25 protein-coding genes are annotated in these 25,451 nt (G+C 70.7%); 10 read left to right on the forward strand and 15 right to left on the reverse strand.

Going from position 1 to position 25,451, the window contains the following annotated elements; translation table 11 throughout:
* Positions 1 to 112 precede the first annotated feature (112 nt).
* The 4 genes from GA707_RS11220 to GA707_RS11235 form a co-directional block, all read right to left on the reverse strand.
* Positions 113 to 676, reverse strand: coding sequence for a DoxX family protein (locus GA707_RS11220; protein ID WP_152178518.1), 564 nt, complete (start codon positions 674 to 676; stop codon positions 113 to 115).
* 218 nt (positions 677 to 894) lie between these two features.
* Positions 895 to 1,800 carry a DUF2510 domain-containing protein gene (locus GA707_RS21635; protein ID WP_193315293.1) on the reverse strand — a complete coding sequence of 302 codons (906 nt, stop codon included), beginning with the start codon at positions 1,798 to 1,800 and terminating at the stop codon, positions 895 to 897.
* 4 nt (positions 1,801 to 1,804) lie between these two features.
* The gene (locus GA707_RS11230; protein ID WP_152178520.1) at positions 1,805 to 2,869 is read right to left on the reverse strand and encodes a DUF808 domain-containing protein; all 1,065 of its coding nucleotides are present in this window, start codon (positions 2,867 to 2,869) and stop codon (positions 1,805 to 1,807) included.
* Positions 2,866 to 3,291 carry a hypothetical protein gene (locus GA707_RS11235; RefSeq protein WP_152178521.1) on the reverse strand — a complete coding sequence of 142 codons (426 nt, stop codon included), beginning with the start codon at positions 3,289 to 3,291 and terminating at the stop codon, positions 2,866 to 2,868. The genes GA707_RS11230 and GA707_RS11235 overlap by 4 nt, the downstream gene beginning before the upstream one ends.
* Before the next feature lie 150 nt (positions 3,292 to 3,441).
* On the opposite strand from GA707_RS11235, the gene GA707_RS11240 reads away from it, so the two are divergent.
* Positions 3,442 to 4,641 (forward strand): ATP-binding protein, encoded by a 1,200-nt coding sequence (locus tag GA707_RS11240; protein ID WP_152178522.1) that lies wholly within the window; start codon positions 3,442 to 3,444, stop codon positions 4,639 to 4,641.
* On the opposite strand, the gene GA707_RS21285 is transcribed toward GA707_RS11240, so the two are convergent.
* Positions 4,638 to 5,342, reverse strand: a complete 705-nt coding sequence (locus GA707_RS21285) for a helix-turn-helix domain-containing protein (protein WP_226963725.1) — start codon at positions 5,340 to 5,342, stop codon at positions 4,638 to 4,640. The genes GA707_RS11240 and GA707_RS21285 overlap by 4 nt on opposite strands.
* 80 nt (positions 5,343 to 5,422) lie before the next feature.
* On the opposite strand from GA707_RS21285, the gene GA707_RS11250 reads away from it, so the two are divergent.
* Complete coding sequence (locus GA707_RS11250; RefSeq protein ID WP_152178523.1) at positions 5,423 to 6,781, forward strand: MFS transporter; 1,359 nt, start codon at positions 5,423 to 5,425, stop codon at positions 6,779 to 6,781.
* A gap of 39 nt (positions 6,782 to 6,820) precedes the next feature.
* Here GA707_RS11250 and GA707_RS11255 read toward each other — a convergent pair whose 3' ends face one another.
* Together GA707_RS11255 and GA707_RS21290 are read right to left on the reverse strand one after the other, a co-directional pair.
* Positions 6,821 to 8,212: a glutamate decarboxylase gene (locus tag GA707_RS11255; RefSeq protein ID WP_152178524.1), complete on the reverse strand. Its 1,392-nt coding sequence runs from the start codon at positions 8,210 to 8,212 to the stop codon at positions 6,821 to 6,823.
* Between the two features lie 45 nt (positions 8,213 to 8,257).
* A complete protein-coding gene (locus GA707_RS21290) occupies positions 8,258 to 8,605 on the reverse strand; it encodes a hypothetical protein (protein ID WP_226963726.1) in 348 nt (115 codons plus the stop codon).
* A 212-nt stretch (positions 8,606 to 8,817) separates the two neighbouring features.
* Here GA707_RS21290 and GA707_RS21295 point away from each other — a divergent pair, with 212 nt between their 5' ends.
* Entirely contained in the window at positions 8,818 to 9,006 is a 189-nt protein-coding gene (locus GA707_RS21295) for a hypothetical protein (protein ID WP_226963727.1), read from the forward strand.
* Positions 9,007 to 9,090: 84 nt separating this feature from the next.
* On the opposite strand, the gene GA707_RS11265 is transcribed toward GA707_RS21295, so the two are convergent.
* Entirely contained in the window at positions 9,091 to 10,449 is a 1,359-nt protein-coding gene (locus GA707_RS11265) for a chloride channel protein (RefSeq protein WP_226963728.1), read from the reverse strand.
* A 216-nt stretch (positions 10,450 to 10,665) separates the two neighbouring features.
* Here GA707_RS11265 and GA707_RS11270 point away from each other — a divergent pair, with 216 nt between their 5' ends.
* Positions 10,666 to 11,832: a sialidase family protein gene (locus GA707_RS11270; protein WP_152178526.1), complete on the forward strand. Its 1,167-nt coding sequence runs from the start codon at positions 10,666 to 10,668 to the stop codon at positions 11,830 to 11,832.
* A 12-nt stretch (positions 11,833 to 11,844) separates the two neighbouring features.
* On the opposite strand, the gene GA707_RS20850 is transcribed toward GA707_RS11270, so the two are convergent.
* The 3 genes from GA707_RS20850 to GA707_RS11285 all read right to left on the reverse strand — a co-directional run bounded on the left by GA707_RS20850 (position 11,845) and on the right by GA707_RS11285 (position 13,955).
* Positions 11,845 to 12,321 (reverse strand): hypothetical protein, encoded by a 477-nt coding sequence (locus GA707_RS20850; protein WP_193315294.1) that lies wholly within the window; start codon positions 12,319 to 12,321, stop codon positions 11,845 to 11,847.
* Positions 12,322 to 12,374: 53 nt separating this feature from the next.
* Positions 12,375 to 12,704: a hypothetical protein gene (locus GA707_RS11280; RefSeq protein ID WP_152178527.1), complete on the reverse strand. Its 330-nt coding sequence runs from the start codon at positions 12,702 to 12,704 to the stop codon at positions 12,375 to 12,377.
* 216 nt (positions 12,705 to 12,920) lie between these two features.
* Positions 12,921 to 13,955 (reverse strand): TerC/Alx family metal homeostasis membrane protein, encoded by a 1,035-nt coding sequence (locus GA707_RS11285; RefSeq protein ID WP_152178528.1) that lies wholly within the window; start codon positions 13,953 to 13,955, stop codon positions 12,921 to 12,923.
* A gap of 534 nt (positions 13,956 to 14,489) precedes the next feature.
* Between GA707_RS11285 and GA707_RS11290 the strand changes: the two genes are divergently transcribed.
* Positions 14,490 to 15,350 (forward strand): SDR family oxidoreductase, encoded by an 861-nt coding sequence (locus tag GA707_RS11290; RefSeq protein WP_152178529.1) that lies wholly within the window; start codon positions 14,490 to 14,492, stop codon positions 15,348 to 15,350.
* Between the two features lie 276 nt (positions 15,351 to 15,626).
* The gene (locus GA707_RS11295; protein WP_152178530.1) at positions 15,627 to 16,205 is read left to right on the forward strand and encodes a protein-L-isoaspartate O-methyltransferase; all 579 of its coding nucleotides are present in this window, start codon (positions 15,627 to 15,629) and stop codon (positions 16,203 to 16,205) included.
* Between the two features lie 145 nt (positions 16,206 to 16,350).
* Here GA707_RS11295 and GA707_RS11300 read toward each other — a convergent pair whose 3' ends face one another.
* Positions 16,351 to 16,932 (reverse strand): TetR/AcrR family transcriptional regulator, encoded by a 582-nt coding sequence (locus tag GA707_RS11300; protein WP_152178531.1) that lies wholly within the window; start codon positions 16,930 to 16,932, stop codon positions 16,351 to 16,353.
* A 101-nt stretch (positions 16,933 to 17,033) separates the two neighbouring features.
* Here GA707_RS11300 and GA707_RS11305 point away from each other — a divergent pair, with 101 nt between their 5' ends.
* Positions 17,034 to 18,212 (forward strand): acyl-CoA dehydrogenase family protein, encoded by a 1,179-nt coding sequence (locus tag GA707_RS11305; protein ID WP_152178532.1) that lies wholly within the window; start codon positions 17,034 to 17,036, stop codon positions 18,210 to 18,212.
* An 89-nt stretch (positions 18,213 to 18,301) separates the two neighbouring features.
* On the opposite strand, the gene GA707_RS11310 is transcribed toward GA707_RS11305, so the two are convergent.
* Together GA707_RS11310 and GA707_RS11315 are read right to left on the reverse strand one after the other, a co-directional pair.
* Positions 18,302 to 20,536: a 3-hydroxyacyl-CoA dehydrogenase NAD-binding domain-containing protein gene (locus tag GA707_RS11310; RefSeq protein WP_152178533.1), complete on the reverse strand. Its 2,235-nt coding sequence runs from the start codon at positions 20,534 to 20,536 to the stop codon at positions 18,302 to 18,304.
* Positions 20,537 to 20,565: 29 nt separating this feature from the next.
* Complete coding sequence (locus GA707_RS11315) at positions 20,566 to 21,777, reverse strand: acetyl-CoA C-acetyltransferase (protein ID WP_152178534.1); 1,212 nt, start codon at positions 21,775 to 21,777, stop codon at positions 20,566 to 20,568.
* 123 nt (positions 21,778 to 21,900) lie between these two features.
* On the opposite strand from GA707_RS11315, the gene GA707_RS11320 reads away from it, so the two are divergent.
* Both GA707_RS11320 and GA707_RS11325 read left to right on the forward strand, forming a co-directional pair.
* On the forward strand, positions 21,901 to 23,526 hold the full coding sequence (locus tag GA707_RS11320) for an acyl-CoA dehydrogenase family protein (RefSeq protein ID WP_226963729.1): 1,626 nt from the start codon (positions 21,901 to 21,903) through the stop codon (positions 23,524 to 23,526).
* Positions 23,527 to 23,629: 103 nt separating this feature from the next.
* A complete protein-coding gene (locus GA707_RS11325; protein WP_152178536.1) occupies positions 23,630 to 24,352 on the forward strand; it encodes a DNA alkylation repair protein in 723 nt (240 codons plus the stop codon).
* On the opposite strand, the gene GA707_RS11330 is transcribed toward GA707_RS11325, so the two are convergent.
* Entirely contained in the window at positions 24,339 to 24,983 is a 645-nt protein-coding gene (locus tag GA707_RS11330; RefSeq protein ID WP_152178537.1) for a hypothetical protein, read from the reverse strand. The two genes, GA707_RS11325 and GA707_RS11330, sit on opposite strands and share 14 nt — an antisense overlap.
* 63 nt (positions 24,984 to 25,046) lie before the next feature.
* On the opposite strand from GA707_RS11330, the gene GA707_RS11335 reads away from it, so the two are divergent.
* On the forward strand, positions 25,047 to 25,250 hold the full coding sequence (locus GA707_RS11335; RefSeq protein WP_152178538.1) for a hypothetical protein: 204 nt from the start codon (positions 25,047 to 25,049) through the stop codon (positions 25,248 to 25,250).
* The last annotated feature ends 201 nt before the right edge of the window (positions 25,251 to 25,451 follow it).

Consider the following 25,451-nt stretch of genomic DNA (forward strand, 5'->3'; position numbering starts at 1 on the left):
TGCCTCCGCCCAGCGGGCGCAACTGCAGCACAACTCGGATGGGAAGTAGACGAACGAAGCCCCCGGCCGTCCGGCCGGGGGCTTCGTCGGGTGTCTGGTGGGACTGTGCGGTCTACCGCAGGATGCCGTTGCCGACCTTGCCGGCCCACCACTTGCCGAGGCCCCAGGTGTCGCCCGCCAGCCCGTAGGCCGCGATCAGCAGGACGGTCGCCTCGATCCAGTGCGAGTCGGTGATCGGGTTCGTGACCATGACATCGGCCGGCTGCCCGAGCGGGAACTGGGCGAGGTACATGAGGAACATGAGGATGGTCCCACCCCAGGCAGCGAGCTTGAGGCCCGCTCCGGCCAGCATCGCGAGCCCGATGGCGAAGAGGCCGGCCATGAAGAGCCAGTCCGCCCAGACCCCTGTGATGGAGGCGAAGAAGTCGGCGAACGGACCGGTCTGGTTGCCCATGAAGCCCTGGGCGGGCGTGCCGCCGTTGATCCACGCACGCTCGCTCGGCGTGGCGAAGCCGAAGCCGAAGAGCTTGTCGAGGAAGGGCCACATGAAGGTCCATCCGATGAGGATGCGTCCGAATGCCAGCAGCTTGCGCAACACCGGCGACGTGACGATGTCCTCCTGGTAGATGACGTCCCCAGTGGTGGGGTTGGTGTGGTGCTGTGTCGCAGTGCTCATCGCGCCTGTCCTTCCGTGTGCCCCGGGGGGGTCTCCCCGCTTGCACTACATACTGTAGTAGTAGAAGGTTTGACGACGCTACGTCGACAGCCGTGATGTGGCCGAAGAGACAGCGTGAGGTGAGGCTTCACTCACTGCGTCACTGCGTCTGCGCGTCTCCGCAGCACAGCATCTCCGCATCACCGGAAAAGCACGATGCGGCGGGGCGACCGCTCGAGTCAGCCGCTTCCGACGCCGGACGCCTCGATCCTGTCGATGCCGTCGGTGAACCCGCGGACCGGCACGCAGGCGACGTCGACCGTCTCGCCGACGGGCTCGAGCGGGACGCTGCACGTCGTGCGGGTGACGTCCGTGTCTCCCTCGAAGAAGACGAGGTCGAAGATGAGCGGCACGGTGCTGCCCTCGGTCGGGACGGCCTGCATGACGACGGACGCGAAGCCGAGCGTGACATCCTCGACGGTCCAGCCGGACTGGATCGTCGCCGGGCCGAGGGTGAACTCCTCACCGAGACCCGCCTCGGCCGTGGCACCCTGCCCGGGAAGACTGGGCAGGTCCGTCGGCAGCCCGGTGGGCAGCTCGGTCGGCAGGTCGGTCGGGAGGCCGGTCGGCAGCTCGGTCGGGAGCTCCGTCGGCACCTCGGTCGGGAGCTCCGTCGGCACCTCGGTCGGGACGCTGGTGCTGATGGACTCGCTCACCGCGTCGTTCGCGGCGCGGAACAACCACACCCCGACCGCGACGAGGATCGCCGCGAGGAGCGCGACGACGAGCAGGGCGATGAGGCAGCCCTTGCCCCACCCGCTCCCGCGCGGCTTGTCCGAGAGCGGACCGCCCTCGCCGTATCCCGGCTGACCGTATCCCGGTTGGCCGTAACCCGGCTGACCCGGACCCGGCTGACCGTATGCGCCGGACGGGGGCGACGCATACCCACCCGGACCCTGGCCCGCCTGCGCGGGGGTGCCGTATGCGCCGGTCCCGGCCGCGGGCATGTCACGGGTCTCGTCGAGCGGGATCTGCTCGGTCGGCGCACTGCCCGGGGTGCGGAACTCGTCCGTCCACCGCTCGCCGTCCCAATACCGCTCACGGCCGTCCGGCTGCAGGTGCCATCCGGGAGGGGCGCTGCTCATCGGGTCACTCCTTGGTCTGGGTGGACTCTGTGGTCGGGGTGGCGTGGGTGGACTCGGCGGCGCTCGGGGTGGATCCAGTGGTGCCATCGGCGGGCCCGGCGGCCTCATCGGCGTGCGGCGTCCCGTCGTGTCCGGACTTCTTGCCGAACGGCAGCACGTGCAGCACGCCGACGACGATGCAGCCGACGATGAGGCCGAGGATGGCCGAGGCGATCGTGTTGATGAGCCAGGCGAGGAAGCCACCGACGCCGGCGACACCGGCAACGCCCTCCTCGAGGCCGTGGACGAGGTCGTACAGACCGTGCCAGCCGAGCTCGTCGACACCGACGAGCAGGATGTGGCCACCGACCCAGAGCATCGCGACGATGCCGACGGTGCTCAGGACCGAGAGGAGCTTCGGCATGCCCTTGACCAGGGCGTGCCCCACCCGCTGGCTCGTGCCCGAGCTGCGCTGGGTGAGGCTCAGACCGATGTCGTCCATCTTGACGATCAGACCGACGACACCGTAGACGAGGGCCGTGATGGCGATCGCGACGACGACCATGATGACCGTCCGCTGCACGAGCGGCTCGTTCGCGACCTCGTTGAGCGCGATGACCATGATCTCCGCGGAGAGGATGAAGTCGGTCCGGACCGCGCCGGAGACCATCTTCTTCTCCTGCTCCGGACCCTGCTCGATGACCGGGACGTCCTGCTCGACGTGGTGCTGGATGACGCCGAGCTTCTCGAGGATCTTCTCGGCGCCCTCGTAGCAGAGATAGGTGCCGCCGATCATGAGTATCGGCGTGAGAGCCCACGGGGCGAACACGCTCAGGATGAGGGCGACCGGCACGATGATGAGGAGCTTGTTGCGCAGCGAGCCGATCGCGATCTTCCGGATGATCGGCAGCTCGCGCTCCGGCTTGAACCCGGTGACGTAGCGCGGCGTGACGGCCGTGTCGTCGACGACGACCCCGGCCGCCTTCGCGCTGGCCCGCCCCGCGGCCGCGCTGACGTCGTCGACCGAGGCCGCGGCCAGCTTGGCGAGTGCGGCGATGTCGTCGAGGAGGGCGGCCAGTCCGCCGCTCATGCGCGAGGCTCCGGGGTCACGGGTGCAGGATACGCCCGCACGTCCTCGGGGAGGGTGTGCCGATACGTCCAGGACGTGAGCGAGGTCGTCAAACCGACGATGAGGATCCCCCAGAAGATGTGCCAGGCGCGGATCTCGAGCTCGCCGAGGGTGAACTGCACCGTGATGGCGACGGCCGAGGCGACCGCCAGGCCGACGTTGACCGGCCCTGCCGAGCGGCGCAGGGCGAGATAGGCGATCGCCGACGCGATCGCCACGACGAGCGTGATCCAGGCCCCGACCTGGTGCTGGCGCAGGTAGTCGCCGGCGCCCCCGAGCATCGCCGAGGCCCAGCCCGCCTGCGCGATGACGGCGCTGAGCAGGACCGTGGCGACGCTGCGCAGGATGATCAGGTGCGGGTGGGGCATGGGCGGCGTCCGCATGACGCAACTCTGACAGAGCCACCCCCGCTTCGCACCCCTCCCACCCCCTCGACCCGCGACCGAGTTGCGCGGACAGGTGGCGGCGACACGCGCATACCGGCTTATTGGGATGTATGCGGTGGAGACTAGAGAGTCCTATAACCTCCGATCGTGGATCCGATCCGTAACCCCTACGCACCTGGCGCCGGCCAGCGTCCCCCCGAGCTCGCGGGTCGCGACGAGCAGCTGGACGCCTTCGACGTCGTCCTCGAACGGGTCGCGCGGGGACGTCCCGAGCGCTCGGTCGTGCTCACCGGCCTGCGGGGAGTCGGCAAGACCGTTCTGTTGGGCGCGCTGCGCTCGGCCGCGGTGCGCGCGGGATGGGGCACCGGAAAGCTCGAGGCGCGACCCGACCAGTCCCTGCGCCGGCCGCTCGCCTCCGCGCTGCACCAGGCGATCCGCGAGCTCGGACCGGCAGGAGGCGCCGGCGAGCACTCGCTCGGCGTGGTCAAGTCGTTCGTCCAGCGCGACGCCGGGGCGGGTGCGAAGCTGAGGGACCGGTGGAGCCCCGGCATCGACGTGCCGGCCGTTCCCGGCCGCGCCGACTCCGGCGACATCGAGATCGACCTCGTCGAGCTGCTCTCCGATGTCGGCGGCATGGCCGGCGACACCGGCCGCGGGATCGCGGTCTTCATCGACGAGATGCAGGACCTCGGACCCTCCGACGTCTCCGCCCTGTGCGCCGCGGTGCACGAGATCTCCCAGTCGCGGCTGCCGTTCATCGTCGTCGGAGCCGGACTGCCGCACTTGCCGGCGGTGCTGTCGGCGTCGAAGTCCTACAGCGAGAGGCTCTTCCGCTACGCCCGCATCGACCGGCTGGACCGGAGCGCCGCCGACCGGGCGCTCGTGGCCCCTGCCGAGGACGAGGGCGCGACGTACACCCCCGAGGCACTCGAGGTGATGTATGCGCTCACCGACGGCTACCCCTACTTCATCCAGGCGTACGGCAAGGCCGCCTGGGACCTGGCGCCGCAGTCACCGATCGGGGTCGACGACGTGCGGGTCGGCGCTGCCGAGGCCGAGGCCGAGCTCGCGGTCGGCTTCTTCGGGTCGCGCTTCGAGCGGGCGACCCCCGGCGAGCGGGAGTACCTGCGGGCGATGGCCGATGTGGCCGCCGCCGGGGGCTTGGACGGCTCCGACCCCGAGTCCGTCCCGACCGCCGAGGTCGCGGCCCAGCTCGGCCGCAAGCCGCAGTCCCTCTCCCCCGCTCGCGATGCGCTGCTGAAGAAGGGCCTGATCTACTCCGGCGAGCGCGGCCGGATCGCGTTCACGGTTCCGCACTTCGGCGCGTACCTGCGCGAGCACGCCTAGGGGACCGGATCGGGCGCCGGCGACTCCCCCGGTCGTGGGAGCGAGTCGTCGGCGAGGATGCCCACCATGCGCCACAGCCGGCGTGACTCCTCCGTCGGCCGTTGCGAGCGCTCGATCGCCTCCCGCATCAGCTCCCCCAAGCGGTCGGACAGCCAGCGCACGTCCTCCTCGGTCAGCTCCAGCAGCCCGGTCTGGATCGTCGCGCGCGGCCGCTTCTCCCGGCCGCTGCTCCAGTCGGGGACCCACGCCGTGACCCGCGCGATGACGTCATGGAGGTCCAGCGCTTCCTGGTCCATGAAGGCGCGCAGCACCAGCTCGTCCTCGGGCTCGACGGGCTCTGCGGGGGTGGGGACCACATAGCCGCTGCCGGCCGCCATCCACACGCGGTCCCGCCGGTCGCGAGCGTGCTCGGGCGCCTCGACGATGAGACCGGCGCGGGCAAGCTGACGCAGGTGGAAGCTCACCGAGTTGGCCGGCGCGTCGACGAGCTCGGCGAGGTCCGCCGCCCTCCTGGGGACGTCCTCGTGCATGAGCTCGAGGATCCGCCTTCGCAACGGATGGGACATGGCCTTGAGCATCGGGGACGAGAGCCGCACGTTGCGGGACTGTGGCCGGTCGTCGGTGCTCGCGTCCTGGGGCGCGCCCCCGCCGGGCGTTCCACCGGTCACCGGGGCCTCATTCTCGGTGTCGGGAGCCGTCATGACGGACAGCATACTTCTCCGCAAGGTAAATTGCGCAATATCTATTGCGCAATATCTATTGCGGGTCTAGTGTCGCTGCCATGACCACGCCGAAGTCCGTCACGCTCGCCGCTCCCGGCGCGCCGATCACCGCCGAGGCACCCGCGCGCCCCCCGGCGGATACGACCACCCAGCCGGCTGTGGATACGGGCACCCACACCGAGCACGACACCCGGACTTCGGGCTCGCTGTGGCGCTCACGGTCCTACTGGGTCTGGCTCGTCAGTGACACCGCACAGGCCGTGGGCTCCACGCTCCAGTTCTTCCTCATCCCCCTTCTCGTCGTCCTGGTCAGCGGGGACGCCGCGCTCGCCGGGACGGTCGCGGCCGTCGGTTTCGCCGGACGGATCGCCACCACCCTCGTCGGCGGGGTCCTGGCCGACCGACACGACCTGCGACGGCTGATGGTGCTCAGCGGTCTCTCCGCGGCGGTGGTCGTGGGCGGGATCCTCGCAGTCATCGAGCTCGAGGTGGGGCTGGTCGCGCTCGCGGCGCTGAACCTCCTCGCGGGTGTGCGCGCCGGTCTGCTGGGCGGGGCTTCCAACGCGGCCCTCAAGCAGGTGGTCCGCCCCGAGGTGCTTCCGACGGCGTCGGCGGCCAACCAGGCCCGTGACGCCGCGGTCTCGATGGGCGGTGCACCGCTCGGCGGGGCGCTGCTCGGCATCGGTGCGGTGCCGGCACTCGTGGTGACGGCTGTCGCCTATCTCGTGAGCGCGGTGAGCGCCCTTGTGCTGAAGGGCGACTTCCGGCCGTTCCTTTCCGAGGAGTCCAGCTCGATCCGGGGCGAGATCGGCGCGGGGCTGCGGTGGCTGTGGGCACGGGCCGAGCTGCGCCGGGTGATGGCGGTCGCGCTCCTGCTCAACCTCGGGCTCAACGGCGCGGTCACCACCCTGCTCTACCACCTGGCCACGACCGGCGAGTCACCCGCCCGGATCGGGCTGGTCTCCACCGCGCTGGGTCTGGGTATGCTGCTCGGCGCGGCGGTCGCGGGACCGGTGGTCCAGCGCGTCCCGTCCGGGTGGGTCGCCATGGTCGGCCTCTCGCTCGCCGGTCTGTCGATGCTCGCGCTGCCCTTCGCACCGGGCTTCTGGTCGACGCTGGCGATCCTGACCCTCGGCATCCTGGGAGCCCCGGCGGCCAATGCGGCGATCATCGGCTACCTCATGCACCAGACGCCCCGGGCCGTCCTCGGGCGCGTCATGAGTGCGGTCGAGCTCGCCGCGGCCGGAGCCATGCCACTGGCGCCACTCCTGGCGGGCTGGGGTCTGGCCGCCTTCGGCCTGCGGCCCACCCTGCTCGCCTGTGCCCTCATCTGCGTGGTGGCTGTCGGCGCCATCCTCACCAGCCGTCCCCTGCGCAGCCTCCCCCGCCCGGAGGCATGGGCGCCGGCTGCGGAGTGACCGTGGCGGTCGCCCGGGCCCCCCACCGGTGTGCGGGTGTCAGTGCCCCGGACCAGTGACCACCTTGCGGCGTTCGGATTCGTGTGCGCCTCCCTTGCGCGACAGGGTCGTGCACGCCTCCTCGATGTCGCGGGCGAGGGTGTCGACGTGCTCCCGGCTCATCGTCTCCTTGACCAGGGCGCGCATGATTGTCACGTCCTGGGCGTTGGGAGGCAGGGTGTACGCGGGCACCATCCAGCCGCGTTCCGCCGACAGCTGCCAGGCGATGTCGAACTCGTCGAAGGACCCACGCTCGGCCAACCGGAAGGCCACGAGGGGAAGCTGCTCCTCGTCCCGGCCGATCACCTCGAACCGACCCATGGCCTCGAGTTTGTCGCCGAGGACCCGGGCGTTCTGCTGCATGTTGCGCATGATGTACGCGTAGCCCGCGCGGCCGTAGCGGACGAGGTTGTAGTACTGCGCGATGACCATCGCCGAGCCCGTCGAGAAGTTCAGGGTGAACGTCGCGTCCGTCTTGCCCAGGTAGTTCTCCTCGAAGACCAGGTCCGGCGCGAGGTCGGCGGTCTCGCGGAAGATCAGCCAGCCGATGCCGGGGTAGACCAGTCCGAACTTGTGTCCCGACACGTTGATCGAACGAACCTGCTCGAGGCGGAAGTCCCACGGCGAGTCCGGGTAGAGGAAGGGCCAGACGAACCCCCCGCTGGCGCCGTCGACGTGCAGAGGAACGTCGAGCCCGCGCTCCTGCTTGATCCGCACCAGCAGGTCGTTGATCCCGACGATGTCGTCCTTGTGACCGGTGAACGTCGTCCCGAGCACTGCGGCGACACCGATCGTGTTCTCGTCGATGTGCGGCTCGACGTCATCGGGGCCGATCGTGTATTTGCCCGGTGCCAGTGGCACGATTCGGGGCTCGACGTCGAAGTAGCGGCAGAACTTCTCCCAGACGACGTGCACATCCCCGCCGAAGACGAGATTGGGGTTGGTGGTCGCCGCACCCTCCGCCCCCCGCCGCGTGCGCCAGTTCCACTTCAGCGACAGCGCGCCGAGCATGATGGCCTCGGAGGAACCCTGGGTGCGCGCTCCGGTCGTCGACCCGGGAGCGTGGAACAGGTCGGCCAGCATCCGGATGCAGCGCTGCTCGATCTCGGCCGTCCGGGGGTACTCGGCGTGGTCGATGAAGTTGCGGTGCAGGTTGGCCGCGATGAGGCGCTGCGCCTCCGGCTCCATCCACGTCGTGACGAACGTGGCCAGGTTGCGAGCCGGATCCCCCTCCAGGGCCAGGTCCTCGGCGACGAGGCGCATCGCGTCGACCGCGGTCATGCCCGATGCCGGGAACTCCCGACTCGGCACCTCCGCTGTGGCGAACCTGTTGCCGAACAGGGCGGCATCGGCCTCGTACTGCGGGGAGTCGTTCTGCGAAGCGGTGGACATGTGCGTTCTCCTTCGTGACTGGGTAAGAATGACTGTCCCCGACGGTTACGGGGACCGGTCGCTGTGGGTGGCCGGCTTCGATCCGACCGCCTGTCGCCAGGCGGGGAACATCAGGGCCGCTCCGACGAGGAAACACACCGCTCCGAGCAGGGTCCCGGCAACCGCGACGCGGGTGTTCACCACCTGGTTCGAGTCGGGGAGGACATAGCTCGAGAGGGCCGAGGCCATGAACAGCACCGAACCGAGCATGTTCAGCCACGCGATGCGCCATGGAAGGCTGCTCCACCGAACCTGGCCGAGACGGCCATCGGACACGGCACGCACCGCGAGAGCACTCGACACGAGAAACAGCACCGAGCCGAAGAAGTCCGGTCGCCACACGTAACGGTCCACCTCGGCGGCGGTCGCGTTGTGGGTGAGCGGGGCCGGCAGTGCTGACGTTGAAGAACAGCGTTCCGGGGAACTGTGTCGCGGCGGCGAGCCAGTTCAGGTCACGCGGCCGCCAACCCCAGAGCGCCAGATGCACGGGCACGTGCTGGGAGCTGTCGTCGACAGTCGTGGCAGCGGGCGTCTGCGCCTGGACGAGTTGGACGAGGGAGGCTGCGGTGAACAGCACCGAGCCCACGACGTACGTCGCCCCGTCCACCGGACCGCCGACGGCGTTGACGAAGGCCGGCACCGACCCCAGGACGAAGCAGGCCGAGCCGAGAACGAACAGCACGGCGATCCCGGCGTTGAGTCGGGCGGGACGCACGGACATCGGACCTCCTCGCGGGCTGCTCTCCCACTCTTGATCGTCGACGCGTGAGCGCGGCTCCCCCGACGAGGGTGATTAGCCGACCCCTATCGGAATGGCGCGACCATGAGGCGGTCGCCGCTCACTCCCTGTCGGCGGGGTGTTCCGGCTCGGCCTCGTCGCTGCGGTCGACCGGTCCGGGGGTCGGCATGGCGGAGGTGACGACGAACGCCACGACGACGGCGATGACCACCTGCGGGGTGACCTGCAGCCCGTCCACACCCATGAGGAGGGTCGCGAGCAACACGGAGGTGAGCGGCAACCGCAGCATCGCGCAGCTCATCGCCCCGATGCCCATTCCGATCGCCGGCGCCAGGTCCATGCCCGGGAGACCGCTGAGCCCGATCCCGAGCACTGCGCCGACGAACATCGCAGGGAAGACCGGGCCACCGCGGAAGGCGCTCAGCGAAAGAGCGTAGGCGAGCGTCTTGAACAGCCCGAGCACCATCAGGACACCGAGGGAGTAGGTGCCCGCATTCGAAACGAGCTCGGGGAGTGCGTCCTGACCGGAGAAGAGGACGTCTGTGAACGCGTTTCCGGTGATGATCTGATAGGCCATCGCGCACCCGCCGATCAGCAGGCCGAGGCCCACCGTGACCGGCACCCGGCCACGGTGGACCAGGGGTCGCAGGCTCACCGCGCCCCAGCGAATGGCCCACCCGAGCAGAGCGGCCACGACACCGACAGGGACTGCCCAGAGCATCGTGGCGATCGTGGGTGACTCGGCGGGGGGTACCGTCGTCAGGGCAAGAGAGAACGTGCCGAGCCCGGTCCACGAGTCGAGGCCGACGAAGACCAGCGCGCCCACTCCGGAGGCCAGCAGGCCCGGAAGGGCGACGAGGGTGAGCGTGGTACCGGCGATGCCCGCCGCCTCCATGATGAGGAAGGCGCCCAGGAGAGGCGACCCCAGCAGGGTGCTCACCGCCGCGAAGCTGCCGGCTGAACCCATGACGGTGGCAGCCATGGGTGGTGCGTCCTTCTTCGCCAGGCGCACGGTGAGGGCGGCCAGCCCACCCCCGATGGCGATCAGCGGCGCCTCCGGGCCGAGCACGGCGCCCAGACTCAGACTGGTGAACGCCGCGAGCACGATGCCGATCAGGTCGCGGCCGGCCGCCGGACCTCCCCCCGTCGTGAAGCCGGGGGCCGGTGAGTGGCCGCCGGTGCCCGGAAGGTAGCGGATGGTCAGCGCGGTGAGCAGGCCGCAGAGGGCGAGCCACGGCACCGGCCACCATGCCGGAGCGGACCCGAACAGATCAGCGGGCAGATCCTCGAAGAGGAATCGCTGGAGGACCGACACGAGTGCAAGGAACCCGTAGGCGACCGCGGAGACGGGAGCACCGATCAGCGCAGCGAGCACGAGCAACGAGAGATAACCCCGCGAGCGGAGCAGCGAGGCCGGGTCGGGCGCGCCTGTGGGAGCGGGGACGGTGGGGCCGGTCACGGATCTGCCTCCTGGGGGGCCTGCGTCCCGCATGCGTGGGACCGGCCCCAACCTAGCGCCGCCGGGTCCGCTCGCATGCGGGTTCGGCGCACTCGGGCATTGGTAGAGGGGTCGCCGGGGCGAGGCGGCATTCCTGTTGCCGCTGTCGGACCGGCTCGCCACACTGGTCGATGCGCCGTCGTCATGGCGGAGGCACTGCGGCCGAGGAGGCGTTCGATGTCCGACGTGTTGGTGAGCCTGCTGGTGGGAACGACGAAGGGTGCCTTCGTCATCGAGGGGGACGCCGAACGTTCCAGATGGACGGTCCGCGGCCCGTTCTGCGACGGGTGGCCGATCAACCACGCCGTCGGCGACCCGGCGACCGGGACGATGTGGGCGGCCGGCGGCGGAGACTGGAGCGGCGCCGGGGTGTGGCGCTCCACGGACGGCGGCCGCTCCTGGACGCTGTCCCGACTGACCCGGGGACAGATGGACCAGTGGGCCGCGGAGGATCCCGAGTTCGCGGCCATGATCGGCTGGTCCGACGATCCCCTCCCCTTCGGGGACGAGTTCTCGCAGATCTGGTCACTGGCGCGCATCGGGGACCGGCTATACGCCGGGACCAAGCCGGCGAACCTCATCGTCAGCGAGGACGAGGGCGAGAGCTGGTCGCCCGTCAAGGGCCTGACCGCGCACCCGTCGGCGGAGGAGTGGTCCCCCGGCGCGGCGGGCCTCGTCCTGCACACGATTCTCGCCGACCCTCGCAATCCCGACCGGATCTGGATCGGCATCTCCGCCGCCGGGGTGTTCTTCACCGAGGACGCCGGAGCGACGTGGGAGCGACGCAACGACCTCGCGGATCCGAGCGACAGCGGAGTCGGAGACCACCCCGCAGCCGCCTCCGACGGCCACATGGGGTTCTGTGTCCACCATGTCGAGCGAGCACCGGGAGATGTCGACCTCCTCTACCAACAGAACCACCACGGCGTCTGGCGCTCCGACGACGGAGGCCGGGGCTGGCGCAACATCACGAACGGTCTGCCGTCGACATTCGGTTTCCCCCTCGCGGTGCATCCGCGCGACCCGCGAACGATCTGGACGTTGCCGTTGAACGGCGACATGGAAGGCCGCTATCCGCCGGAGGCCGCGGCCGCGGTCTGGCGCTCCCGCGACGGCGGCTCGACCTGGGAGGCGCAGCGGGCGGGGCTGCCGCAGCAGTCCTGTTACTTCACCGTCCTGCGCCAGGCGATGAGCGGGGACCACTGCGACCCTGCTGGCCTGTACTTCGGGACCAACACCGGATCCGTGTTCGCCAGTCGGGACGAAGGTCAGACCTGGGAGGAGATCGCGCGTCACCTGCCCACCGTGCTCGCCGTCGAAGTGCTGGAGACGGCAGGAGACTGACGGCGTCGACTGTCAGGGCCGGCCTCGGCGGGCGAGAGCGGCTCCCGTCCACTCCTCGTCTCCGCTCACGTCGGCGAGGACCTCGAGCCACTCCGGCGTGGGGATCGGCTCGGCCGCGCCGGCGTCGATCTCGGCGACGAGCGAGCCGTCCTCGTGCTCGTCGACCGCGACCGTGAGGCCGTCGCGCTCGACGATATGGCGGGTCTTGCGGAGGAGCCGGGAGGGAAGGCCGACCAGCAACGACCACTCGGCATCATCGAGGTAGACGTTGGTGCAGGCCACCTCCGCCGGCCCGTCCGAGAGGCGGACCTTCTGCCCGAGCTTGCGCACCACCCCACCGTCCGCAGTGCGCGCCTCCCGCAGCCGCAGCCGCGTTCCGGTGAGATAGCGGTCGACGATCACGACCCGGTCGACGACACCGTCCGGAATGACACGCACGAGGAAGCGGCGCTCCCGCTCGACCACCGCATACTTCAGCGAAACCGGCACGACGGAGGGGGCAGACGCTCGCCGGCCGGACTCGCGCGGACCGGGCCGGCCGCTCAGGCCGGCGCCTCGGGGTCCGGCGGGGTGGGCTGCGGGTGGGTGACGTGGAGGGCGAAACGGCCGCCGAGCAGACCGCCCCCGGGCACCACCCCCTCCTCGAAGCGGTCGGCGCTCACCTCGACGATGTCGTGGTCATAGGCGTGGAACCGGGCCGGCGCCGTCTGGTCCCACCCGTGACCGAGGACGATGATGCTCCACCCCGGCCCGACCTCGACATCCGTCACGGCACCTCTGGTGCGGCCCAGCTCCTCGCCGTTGACGATGATCGGCTGGTTGGCGAGCTCGGCGGCGTGCAGCCCCAGGTCCACCCGCACGATCGCGGTCATGATCCGTCTCCTCTCCTCGGCCGGTCGGGTTCGAGATCCACCGTCGAGAACCACCGGGGCGTCTCTGTCCGTCACCTCCGAGGCTAGCCAACCCCGGCGATGCGTGGGAGGGCTGCAGTGCGTGGGTTCCACCACGTCAGCGGGGACCGCCCTGCGTCCGCGCTCCCGAACGCTGTCACATCCGGAGTCCGTCGGCTGCACCCGGCTCCGGGCGCGTCAGTCGCGAGAGGCCGGCATCTCGGGCCGGGTGAGACGACGGGCATCCCTGCGTCGCGCATACAGGCTGGTGGCGGTCACCGTGAGGAGCACGCCGACGACGAAGATCAATGAGGGCAGGGTCGGTACTTCGGGGACCTGCGGCCAGATGCCGTGTGCCCAGTGCAGGACGAGCTTGACGCCGATGAAGGCGAGGATGACCGCCAGGCCGTAGCCGAGGTGCGCCAGCGAGGCGAGCGCGCCGGCGACGACGAAGTAGAGCGCCCTCAGGCCGAGCAGGGCGAAGGCGTTGGTGACGAAGACGAGGTAAGGGTCGGCGGTGATGCCGTACACCGCCGGAACGGAGTCGATCGCGAACACGACGTCGGTGGTGAGGATCGCGACGATGACGAGGGCCATCGGGGTGATCGCGCGGCGACCGTCGACCTTCACCGACAGCTTCGTGCCGTGGTACTGACTCTCGACCGGCCAGACGCGGCGCATCAGCTTGACGACGCGCATCTCGCCGATGTCGATCTCTTTCTGCTCCTGGTCGGAGGCGTCGCGGAAGACCTTGACGGCGGTGACCAGGAGGACGGCCCCGAAGAGGAGGAAGGCCCACGAGAACGACGCGATGAGCTGGGCGCCGAGGGCGATGAAGATCGCCCGCAGGACGAGGGCACCGGCGATGCCGATGAGCAGGACACGCTGCTGGTACTCCGGCGGTACCGCGAAAGCGGTCAGCAGGAGGAGGAAGACGAACAGGTTGTCGACCGAGAGCGACTTCTCGACGATGTAGCCGGTGTAGTACTGCAGGCCGGTCTCACCACCGTGCTCGAGCCACACCCACACACCGAAGGTCAGCGGGAGGGCGATGTAGAAGATCGACCACCCGATGGCTTCCTTCATCACGACCTTGTGCGGCCGGCGGGTGATGAGGAAGTCGAGGACGAAGAGGGCGACGATGGCGCCGATGGTGACGGCCCACAGGGTGGGATCGGCGATGGTGTCGAGCGGCGTTCCGGATCCGGGCGCGCCCTCAGCCGTGACGAACATGCAGGTTCTCCTCAGGCGTTGGTCGTGCCGAGGTCTCCTTCATCGCGGCCGGACCACGACCCCGGAACGAGGTCGCGCTGGGGCGACCGGGCTTGTCCGAACCGGGCGAGGAAGTACTCCCCTCAACCCGTCGATGATAGGACCGGGTCAGGGTTGCGGCAATTTCTCCGTCCACAGCTCCCCGGTGCGGATGGGCTGCTCCGTGCTCCCCGATCCGGTCACCTCCCGCCGGCGACTCCTGCGCGGTGGACTCCCCTGCGACGCCGTCGATGGTCGTGACGAGCCACCTGCGGCCGGGCCCGAGACCGTGGTCGACGCCCCACAGCACCGCCTGCGAAGGCGGACGTCGGACGTGATCGAGACCCTGTCTTCGGGCCCACGACAGCGACGGGTCGGCCGACGATTCGGGGCGCCGGTGGGGATGAGCGGTTGCCTGACCTGCACGAATGCGGGTAAGACTGATCCGGAGACAGCAGGCGCGGCACACCCCGGAGGGTGTAGACAGGTGTCCTGCGAGCCGATGAGGTGGAGGACATGAGCAGACCGACCCTGACCGACATCCCGCCCCAGACCCAGCAGCACCCGGGCACCATCACCGACCTCGAGCCGGCAGCGGACCACGGTGAGAGGACGTGGACTGCGCGCGAGCGTCTCACCGGGAAGCGGGTCCTCATCACCGGCGGCGACTCGGGCATCGGGCGCGCCACCGCGATCACGATGTCGAGGGAGGGAGCGGAGGTCGCGATCAGCTATCTGCCGGAGGAGCAGCGCGACGCCGAGGACACGAAGACGACGATCGAGAGCGCCGGCGGCGTCTGCCACCTGTTGCCGGCCGATCTGACGACCATCGAATCCAACCAGGATGTGGCCCGCGCCGCGGTGGAGGCGCTCGGCGGACTCGATGTCCTCGTCTGCAACGCGGCCTTCCAGATGACCTACGGCAAGCTCGAGGACTTCCCGGCCGAGCAGATCCAGCACACCTACACCGTCAACGTGTTCTCGCCGTTCTGGCTCGCGCAAGCGCTCGCCGGCGAGCTCGAGGACGGCGGGTGCATCATCATCACGACGTCGATCCAGGCCTATAACCCGTCCGAGGAGCTGCTCGACTACGCCTCGACCAAGGCCGCGCTGAACAACCTCGTCGTCAACCTCGCGAGTGAGCTCGGCCCGCGCGGCATCCGCGTCAACGCCGTCGCGCCGGGGCCTATTTGGACACCGCTCATCCCGTCGACGATGCCCGAGGAGAAGGTGTCCGGCTTCGGCTCCGACACCCCGCTCGGCCGGGCGGGTCACCCCGTCGAGGTGGCCGCCGCCTACGTCTTCCTCGCCTCGGACGAGGCGTCCTACGTCTCAGGGACCGTGCTCGGCGTGACCGGCGGCAAGCCCGTGTTCTGAGTCGTCCGTGAGCGGGAGGGTCGGATCTCGCTCACGTCGATCCAGCGCCGTCCCCGACGGCACCGGATCCCACTGACCGCCCGACCGCCCCGCCCCTCGACACGGGCGACGCCAGGGAGCGTCCGTGACGACGGGCGGGGCGGCGGGCACCAGCCGCGAGCCGCGAGCTTGCATCCGAGCCGCGAGCCGGCTTCCGAGCTACGGCCATATCCGTCGAACGGCCCGACGTTGGCCCGTCCCGCAGTGCCATCGACCCGGGAGTCCTACGCTGCAGACATGACACGGGAGCCGAGGCTTCCCACCGTCGCCGAGGCGATGCGGCTCGCTCCGCGCGCCGACTACCTGCCGCGTGGGGCCCGGCACGCGGCCCGACTCGACATGCCGTTGTCCATCGGCGACGGGGTCACGAACTCCCAGCCCTCGACGGTGCGGACCATGATCGAGCTGCTCGACGTCCGCCCCGGCCATAGGGTGCTCGACGTCGGCAGCGGCTCCGGCTGGACGACGGGCATCCTCGCCCACCTCGTCGGACCGACGGGCTCGGTGCTCGGCGTCGAGCTCATCGCCCGGCTGGTCCTCGCGAGCGACGAGGTGCTGCGGGCCGCGGGGCTGACGCAGGCAGCCGTCGCCCAGGCCGATCCCGACGTCCTCGGTGCGCCCGAAGAGGGCCCGTACGACCGCATACTCGTCTCGGCGGAGGCGACCGAGGTCCCGGGCGAGCTCGTCGACCAGCTCGTCGACGGCGGCGTCATGGTCGCGGTCGTGCGCGACCGGCTCGTGAAGGTGACGCGACGGGGCGACGACGTCGAGGTGGTGCCGGCGCCCGGGCGCTACCGGTTCGTACCGCTCCGCTGAGCCGGCGGGGTGGTGCTCGCGCCAACTTGCCCACGCAACCTCGTGGTTCACCATGGTCAGTAACCGTGGTGAACGCTGCGTTTCCCGGTTGGGGAGAGAAACGTGAGCCCGCGCTCCGCCCGCCCGCTGGGCGCCCCAGGCGCGCTCAGGCGTCCTTGAGGGTGACCCGCACCTCGGGGGTCGGCGGGGCCCCGCCGGCCTGCTCCCATGCGCGCTCGAGTGCCGGTCCGATGAGCATCCGGCCGAGCTGGGCGACGATGGTCCGCACCGCCTGGACGTGGGCCGGGACGTCCGACGGCAGGGTGCCGGCGCGGCGCAGTTCCCTCGTCTGCTCGATGGTCAGGTCGATGAGCGCCCGCGCGAGGTGATCGTCGTGCGGTGAGGGGCTGAGCAGCTCGCGGCGCACGAAGTCGCCGACCGCGGGGTTGTCCGCGAGCATCCGCTCGACACTCGCGGTCCGCGCAGCGGCCACGGTCCGTGGAGCGCCCGACGTCGGCACCTGCTCGAGGGCAGTGCGAAACATCTCGACGACGTGGTCCTGCACGGCGCGGTAGAGCCCGGCCCGCGACCCGAAGTGGTGCGTCACCAGGCCCGGCGTGCCGCCCGCCTCTCGCGCCACCGCCCGCAGGCTCACCGCCTCCGCCCCGTGCGCGGCATAGAGCCGCAGCGCCGCCTCGCGGATCCGGGCCCGGCCGGTCAGGTCCGACGGCGCGGTAGTGGTCGTCATGCGTCGGAGACTACCGCCAGCGCGCACACACGTGTCCGACGAACTGAACAGACACGCAGGTTCCTATATGCATGTATAGCATGCGTCGATACGCTCGCCTCATGCAGATGCTCACGCCCCAGCCGTATGCGTCGCCCTGGTTGAGCGGTGACGTCGCCGAGGTCGCGAAGTTGGCCCGGCACTTCTTCGACACCGAGGTCGTGCCGCATCTCGAGCGCTTCGACGCGCAGCACCAGGTCGACGTCGAGACGTGGCTGGCCGCGGGCCGGGCAGGGTTGCTGTGCATCGGCGGCTCGGAGGAGTACGGCGGGGGTGGTGGCACGTTCGCGCACGAGGCGGCCGTCATGTGGGAGCAGGCGCGGTCGGGTGACGACTCGTTCGGCCACACGGTGCACTCGGGCATCGTCGCGCCCTACCTCGAGGTATTCGGGACCCCCGACCAGAAGCAGCGCTGGCTGCCGCGGATGGCGAGCGGCGCGCTCGTCGGCGCCATCGCGATGACCGAGCCCGGCGCCGGCTCGGACCTGCAGCGCATCCGGACCACGGCACGGCGCGACGGCGACCACTACGTCATCACGGGGTCCAAGACCTTCATCACCAATGCCTCGCATGCAGGGATCGTCATCGTCGTCTGCCGCACCGGTGGCGAAGGAGCGCAGGGGATCTCGCTCATCGTCGTCGAGACGACCGACCCCGAGACCGGCGAGCCGACACCCGGCTTCGAGCGCGGCCGCGTTCTCGACAAGATCGGCATGCACGGTCAGGACACCCGCGAGCTGCACTTCACCGACGTCCGCGTGCCCGTCGGCGACCTGCTCGGCCCCGAGGAGGGCCAGGGGTTCTACCAGCTGATGAGCCAGCTGCCGCAGGAGCGCCTGGCGATCGCGGTCGGAGCCGTCGCGGCGGCGGAATACGCGGTGGAGCTGGCCACCGCATACAGCAAGGACCGGGAGGCCTTCGGTCGCCGCGTGGTCGACTTCCAGGCGACCCGCTTCACCCTCGCCGAGGTCTCGACCGAGGTGCTGGCGGCACGCACCTTCCTCGACCACTGCATGGCGCTGCACCTCGAAGGCCGGCTCGACCCGGTGACGGCCTCCCGGGCGAAGTACTGGACGACCGACCTGCAGTGCTCGGTCGTCGACCGGTGCCTGCAGCTGTTCGGCGGCTACGGCTACATGCGCGAGTACCCGATCGCCCGGCTGTACGCCGCCGCGCGGGTGCAGCGGATCTACGGCGGCACGAACGAGATCATGAAGGAGCTCATCGGCCGCTCGCTCTGAGCGGTGGCCGCGGCCGGGGCGGTGTTCGACGGAACGGTGCGAGATCTCGCACCGAACTGGTAGCTACGCACCAAACGGCGGGTGGGGGCTCAGGTGAGGGAATTGTCCGCCGCCGCCTTCGCGCGCAGCCAGTCGGTGGGCCGGAACCGCTCGCCGTATGCGTCGGCCAGCTCGTCCGCACGCGCCACGAAGCCGACGAGACCGTTCCCGTGGTCCGCTGACGCGTAGTTCGTCATGAACGTCGCCGGCCCTCCCGTATGCGGTGGGAAACCGATCCCGAAGATCCCGCCGATGTTGGCCGACTCGGTGTCGCGCAGGACGCCCTCCTCGAAGCATCGGGCCGTGTCGAGCGCCATCGCGAAGAGGTAGCGGTCCTGGAGGTCGCGCATCGGGACTGCGTCGGTGCGCCCTTCCGCCCCGCGACCCGCCCCGGTGCCGCGGGCGAAGTGCTCGCGCAGCCCCGGCCAGAGCACCTTGGCCCGATCCTGCGGGTAGTCGTAGAACCCGGCCCCGGCGGCGCGGCCCTTGCGCCCGAACTCCTCCACCATCCGGTCGATGAGTCGCTCACCCGGGCGGACGTCGCGCGTGCGACCCTCCGCGGCCGCCGCCTTGTCCGCCTCGGCCCGGATGTGCTGGGTGAGCGTCAGCGAGACCTCGTCGGTCATCGCGAGCGGCGGCGCGGGGAAGCCGGCCATCGTCGCGGCCCGCTCGACCGTCTGCGGGTCGACACCCTCGGCGAGCAGGTCGGCCCCCTCGGCGATGAGCCGACCGAAGACCCGGCTCGTGAAGAACCCGCGGCCGTCGCCGACGACGATCGGGATCTTGCGGATCTGCTGGACGATGTCGACCGCGCGGGCCGTGGTCTCGTCGCTGGTGTGCTCGCCGCGGATGATCTCGACGAGCTGCATCTTGTCGACCGGGCTGAAGAAATGCAGCCCGATGAAGTCCTGCGGTCGTGAGACGAAGGTCTGCAGGCTCGTGATCGGCAGCGTCGAGGTGTTCGAGCACAGGAGCGTCTCCGGCCCGACCACGCTCTCGATCTCGGCGAACACCTGCTTCTTGAGCTCGAAGTCCTCGAACACCGCCTCGATGACGACGTCGACGCCGGCGAGGTCGGCCATGTCGGCGGTCGGGTGGATCCGGGCGAGCACCTCGTCGGCGGCCGACTGCGCCATCCGACCCTGCTCGACCGCCCGAGCCAGGAGCCGCTCGCCGTGCGCCTTTCCCTTCTCGGCGCCCTCGAGCGTGATGTCGCGCAGGGTCACGTCGATGCCGGAGCGGGCACAGGCATAGGCGATCCCGGCACCCATCATCCCGGCGCCGACCATGCCGACCCGCCCCACGCGGCGCTGCTCGAAGGGCTGCCCATCGGCTCCCGCGGGCCGCAGTCGACCGGAGTTGATCGCCTGCAGGTCGAAGAAGAACGCCTGGATCATCGCCGTGCTCACCGGCCCGGTCGCCAGCGTCGTCAGGTAGCGGCTCTCGATCCGGCTCGCCGTGTCGAAGTCGACCTGCGCGCCCTCGACGGCCGCCGACAGGATCGCCCGCGGCGCGGGCATCGGCGCCCCCTTGAGCTGCTTGCGCAGGGTGGCCGGGAACGCCGGCAGGTTCGCCGCGAAGGACGGGCTGCTCGGCGTGCCACCCGGGATCTTGTAGCCGGGACGGTCCCACGGCTTGGTCGCCGCGCTCTCGTCATCCGCGTGCGCGAGGATCCACGCCCGCGCTGCGGGCACGAGGTCATCACGGGTCGCCACGAGCTCGTCGACCATGCCCTTGTCGTATGCGTCGGCCGGCGTGCGCTGCTGACCCTGCAGCAACCAGGACATCAGGGCCTCGGTGATGCCGAGCATCCGCACCGACCGGGTCACCCCACCCCCTCCGGGAAGCAGGCCTAGCGTGACCTCGGGGAAGCCGAGCTTGACCTTGGGGTCGTCGACGACGATGCGGTGATGGCACGCCAGGGCGAGCTCGAAGCCTCCGCCGAGCGCGGCGCCGTTCACGCACGCGACGACCGGTCGGCCCAGCCGCTCCAGCCGGCGCAGGGTCGCCTTCATGGCCTCGACCCCGGCGAAGAACTCATCGGCGTGCTCCGGGCTCGCCGCCTGGAGGTCGGTGAGGTTGCCGCCGGCGAAGAAGGTCTTCTTGGCCGAGGTGAGCACGACGCCGGCGATCTCGTCGCGCTCGGCCTCGAGCCGTTCGACGGTCTGCGCGAAGGAGCGGATGAACAGGTCGTTCATCGTGTTCGCCCCGGCGGTGGGGTCGTCCATCGTCAGCGTGACGATCCCCTCGTCGTCGCGCTCGTAGCCGATCATGTTCTCGCTCATGGGTGTTTCCGCTCTCTGGATTCCGCGCGTCAGATGCGCTCGACGATGGTGGCGATGCCCATGCCGCCGCCGATGCACAGCGTCGCGATGCCGGTCGTGAGGTCGCGCCGCTCGAGCTCGTCGACGAGGGTTCCGAGGATGACCGCGCCGGTCGCGCCGAGCGGGTGTCCCATCGCGATCGCGCCGCCGTTCACATTGGTCTGCTCCTCGCTCCAGCCCATCTCCGACATGAGCTTCAGCGGCACCGCGGCGAAGGCCTCGTTGATCTCGACGAGGTCGATGTCAGCGGCCTGCATCCCGGCCACGGCGAGCGCCTTGCGGCACGCCGGCGCCGGCCCGGTGAGCATGATCGTCGGCTCGGACCCGACGACCGCGGCCGAGACGACCCGAGCCCGTGGGGTGAGACCCAGCTCGGCACCGACCGACTCGCTGCCGACCACGACGAGCCCGGCACCGTCGACGATCCCCGAGGAGTTGCCCGCGTGGTGGACGTGCCGGATCTCGTCGACCCAGTGGTACTTCTCGAGCGCCACGTGGTCGAAGCCGCCCATGTCACCGATCGCCGCGAACGACGGCTTGAGCGCCCGCAGCGACTCCAGCGAGGCGTCCGGGCGGACCGTCTCGTCGCGGTCGAGGACGACCAGTCCGTTCTGGTCGCGCACGGGCACGACCGAGCGTCCGAACCAGCCGGCCTCCCACGCGGCCGCGGCACGACGCTGACTCTCCACCGCATACCGGTCGACGTCCTCGCGGGAGTAGCCCTCGACCGTCGCGATGAGGTCCGCACTGATCCCCTGCGGGACGAAGTCGGTCGCGAGCGCGGTCGCCGGGTCCATCGCCCAGGCGCCGCCGTCGCTGCCCATCGGCACGCGCGACATGGACTCGACGCCGCCGGCGACGATGAGGTGCTCCCAGCCGGAGCGCACCCGCGCAGCGGCCTGGTTCACCGATTCGAGCCCGGACCCGCAGAATCGGTCGAGCTGCACCCCTGCGACCGGCTCCGGCCAGCCCGCCTTGAGCGCAGCGATCCGCGGGAGCACCGACCCCTGGTCCCCGATCGGCGAGACGATGCCCATGACGATGTCGTCGACCCGCTCGGTCAGGCCGGGGTTGCGCTCGGCGAGCGCGCCCAGCAGTCCGACGGTGAGGTCGATCGGCTTGACCTCGTGCAGCGCGCCGGTCGCCTTGCCGCGCCCGCGCGGCGTGCGCACGGCGTCGTAGATGATCGCCTGTCCAGTCATGCGGTCTCACTCCCGTGGTCTTCGGGCTCGCCCAAGCGATTCCCGGTATGCGGCGCGCACCTGCCGCCGCACTCCTATCCTGAACATATGTATAGCAGCGGTGACGACCGTCCAGCCGAGGGTGTGACGCACACCGTCTTCAACCAGCCGCCACCGCGGGTGGACGTCGACGAGTACGGCACGAACCCGGCCCTGCGGGAGGCCGTGCACGCGTTCGGGGCGGGCTGGGCCGAGGAGGCATTGCGGGCCACCGGCCGGCTCGTCGGCCAGGATGACTTCCAGCGCGATGCCGAGCTCGCGCACACCTCCCCACCCCGGCTGCACACCCACGACCGCTACGGCCATCGGGTGGACGAGGTCGAGTTCCACCCCGGCTACCACCGGATCATGGGCGCTGCCGTCGGGGCCGGGGCACACACGGGCGCCTGGGCCGAGCCGGGCCCCGGTGCGAACGTCGCGAGGGCCGCGCAGTTCCACCTCTTCGCCCAGGTCGAGCCGGGGCACGCCTGCCCGGTCTCGATGACGCACGCGGTCGTTCCGTCGCTCATGACGACGCCCGCGCTCGCGGAGCAGTGGCTGCCGCGGGTGTACTCACGTGCCTACGACCCCGAGCTGCGCGACCCGGCGACGAAGGACAGCGCGATCTTCGGCATGGCGATGACCGAGAAGCAGGGCGGCTCCGACGTGCGGGCCAACACGACCCGGGCGGTCCCTGCGGGCTCGCACGGCGAGGGCACGTATGCGCTCACCGGCCACAAGTGGTTCTGCTCGGCCCCGCAGTCCGATGCGTTCCTCGTGATCGCCCAGACGGAGCTGGGAGAAGACCGGCAGGGCCTCTCGTGCTTCCTCGTGCCGCGCGTGCTGCCCGGCGGCGAGCGCAACCCGTTCGCGATCCAACGGCTCAAGGACAAGCTCGGCAACCGGTCCAACGCCTCGGGTGAGATCGAGCTGAACACGACGGTCGGGTGGCTCGTCGGCGAGGAGGGCCGCGGCGTCCGGACGATCGTCGAGATGGTCAATCGGACCCGGCTCGACTGCGTCATCGGCACCGCGGCGGGAATGCGCCAGTCGGTGGCCGAGGCGGTCTGGCATGCGCGGCACCGGTCGGCGTTCGGGGCCCGGCTCGTCGACCAGCCGGCGATGACGGCGGTGCTGGCGGACCTCCAGCTCGAGGCCGAGGCCGCGACCTGGACGATGATGCGGCTCGCCGGAGCCCTGGACGCGACCGACGCCCAGGCCGCGGCGTTCTCGCGGCTGGCGACGCCGGTGGCGAAGTACTGGGTGTGCAAGCGCGGCCCCGAGCACGCGTACGAGGCGCTCGAGTGCCTCGGCGGCAACGGCTATACGGAGGCCTTCCCGCTCGCGCGCCGGTACCGCGAGCAGCCGGTGCTCGCCGTCTGGGAGGGCTCGGGCAACGTCATCGCGCTCGACGTCCTGCGGGCGATGGCGACCGCGCCGGAGTCGGTCGAGGCGTTCCTCGCCGAGCTCGAGCCGGCCCGCGGGCACTCGGCACTGTTCGACTCGGCGCTGGACCGGTGCCTGGCCCTGATGACGAAGGCCGAGCCACGCACGGCCCGGCAGGTCGTGGAGGCGATGGCCCTCGCACTGCAGGCGGCCGTACTCGTCCGCTATGCGCCGGGGTTCGTCGCGGACGCGTTCGTCCAGACGCGGCTCGGGGCGGACCGGAGCCTCGTCTACGGCGCGCTGCCGACCGGCGTCGACGTCGGCGCGCTCGTCGACCGCGCCTGAGTCGCCCTCAACGCCTCCGGCCCGGTTGTGTCATGGAGACACGCCGGTGATCCAGCCGAGACGTCGGCGTGTCTCCATGACACAACCCGGGGATAGTGGCCTCATGACGAACGCGTCCTCCCGCTTACCGTCGAGCCACCCTCACGACGAGCTCGTCGAGGCGATCCGAGACGCCCTCGCCGCGCACGCCGACCCCGAGCGGGCGGTGGGACAACAGCGCTACATGAAGTCGAGCCTCCCCTACCTCGGGCTGACCAGCCCGACTCTGCGACAGGCGCTGCGACCGGTGCTGGCGAGCAGCGCATACCGGATCGCGGAGCGGGGGCGGTGGGAGGCGACCGTGCGCGCCCTCTGGGACGAGGCGACCCACCGCGAGCACTGGTATGCGGCGCTCGCCCTCCTCGGACACCGCGCCTATCGCGGGTGGCGGGACCCGGCGACGCTTCCCCTCGTCGAGCACCTCGTGCGAACCGGGAGGTGGTGGGACGTCGTCGACGACCTCGCGACCCACCGCGTGCGCGAGCTGCTGCTCGACCGGCCGGACGAGATCGCGCCGGTGCTGCGGGAGTGGGCGCACGAGGAGGACCTGTGGATCCGGCGCACCGCGATCCTCGCCCAGGTGGGCGCCAAGGATCGGACCGATCGCGCACTGCTCACCGACGTCATCGAGCCGAGCATTGCCGACCCGGACTTCTTCGCGCGCAAGGCGATCGGGTGGGCGCTGCGGGACTACGCGCGCACGGACCCGGACTGGGTGCGGGAGTTCGTCGCCGCCCGCCCGCGGCTGTCACCGCTGTCACGGCGCGAGGCGCTCAAGCATCTGTGAGCGACGCTCCCTCCCGGGCGACCTCGACCTCGGCTCCGTAGCTCCAGCCCGGCCGCAGCGGGAGGGAGTCGCCGCTCCAGAACCGACCGGGGTCGTACCACTCGGGCGGCACGTCGGCGCTGAGGATCCCCATCTCGGTGAGCGTGGTGCCGACGACCTCGGCGCAGAACGCGTCCTGGGGTCGAACCCGCTCGCGACGCCGCCGGGAGGCGTGGGCGTCGCGACCGGCGAGCCAGCGGGCGGCGAGTCGCACGTAGGACGGGAAGCTCGTGCCGTCGAGCCGGGCGATGGCCAGCATCATCCGGTCCTCCTCCGGGAGACCGACCTCCGGGGTGAGCTGACGCAGGTACGCCCGTTGGCCGTACCGGTCCTGCCACCGCTGCACCGCCTCCTTCAGGTCGTGCAGCTGCGTGCCGCGGTGGTGCCGCCCGGCCCAGTAGTCGTACATCGAGCGGCCGATCTCCGCGTGCCAGAGCAACGGCGGGAGGTCGTCGAGGGCGACCGTCATGCCGACGTGGTTGACCGGGCTGTTCGTCGCCGCGTGCATGACCTTGTTGACCACCGTGCGGCCACGGAAGATCCAAAGGTCGCCGGTGCGCGCCGCAGCCAGGCCCTCCTCGAGGCTGATCATGGGCGACAGTGTTGCAGGACCCGCTGGGGCGGGCAGCCGGTCGCCCCGTGCCATCCTGGCTCCATGGCCTCGCGCGACAGGTGGCTCAAGCTCCTCGGACTCGGGGCGGTCGTCGGGGTGGCCGCCGGTGGGGCCCTGGCCGCGCGGGCCCGGCGCCCGCAGCGGGACTACGCGCGCTGGCAGGTCACCGAGCACCTGCACCGCCGGCACACCGACGCTCGCCGTCGGGTCGAGGACGCCGAGGCCGGGGTCTGGGGCTCGGAGTAGCGCCACCAGCCCATCCCGCCGCCCTGCCGCTGTCGGCGTGTTTGGTGCGTTGCGCTGAGTTCGGCGCGCTGTAGCGCACCGAACTCACCGCACCTGCCCAAACGCGCAAGAACGCGCCACCCCCGGACCTACCCAACGGCGGAGGGCCGGGAGCTCGTGGCTCCCGGCCCTCCGGTGCGGCTCCGCAGTCGCCGCGTTTCG

This window comes from Nostocoides sp. F2B08 (assembly GCF_009184895.1).
In the GTDB taxonomy this organism is placed as follows: domain Bacteria; phylum Actinomycetota; class Actinomycetes; order Actinomycetales; family Dermatophilaceae; genus F2B08.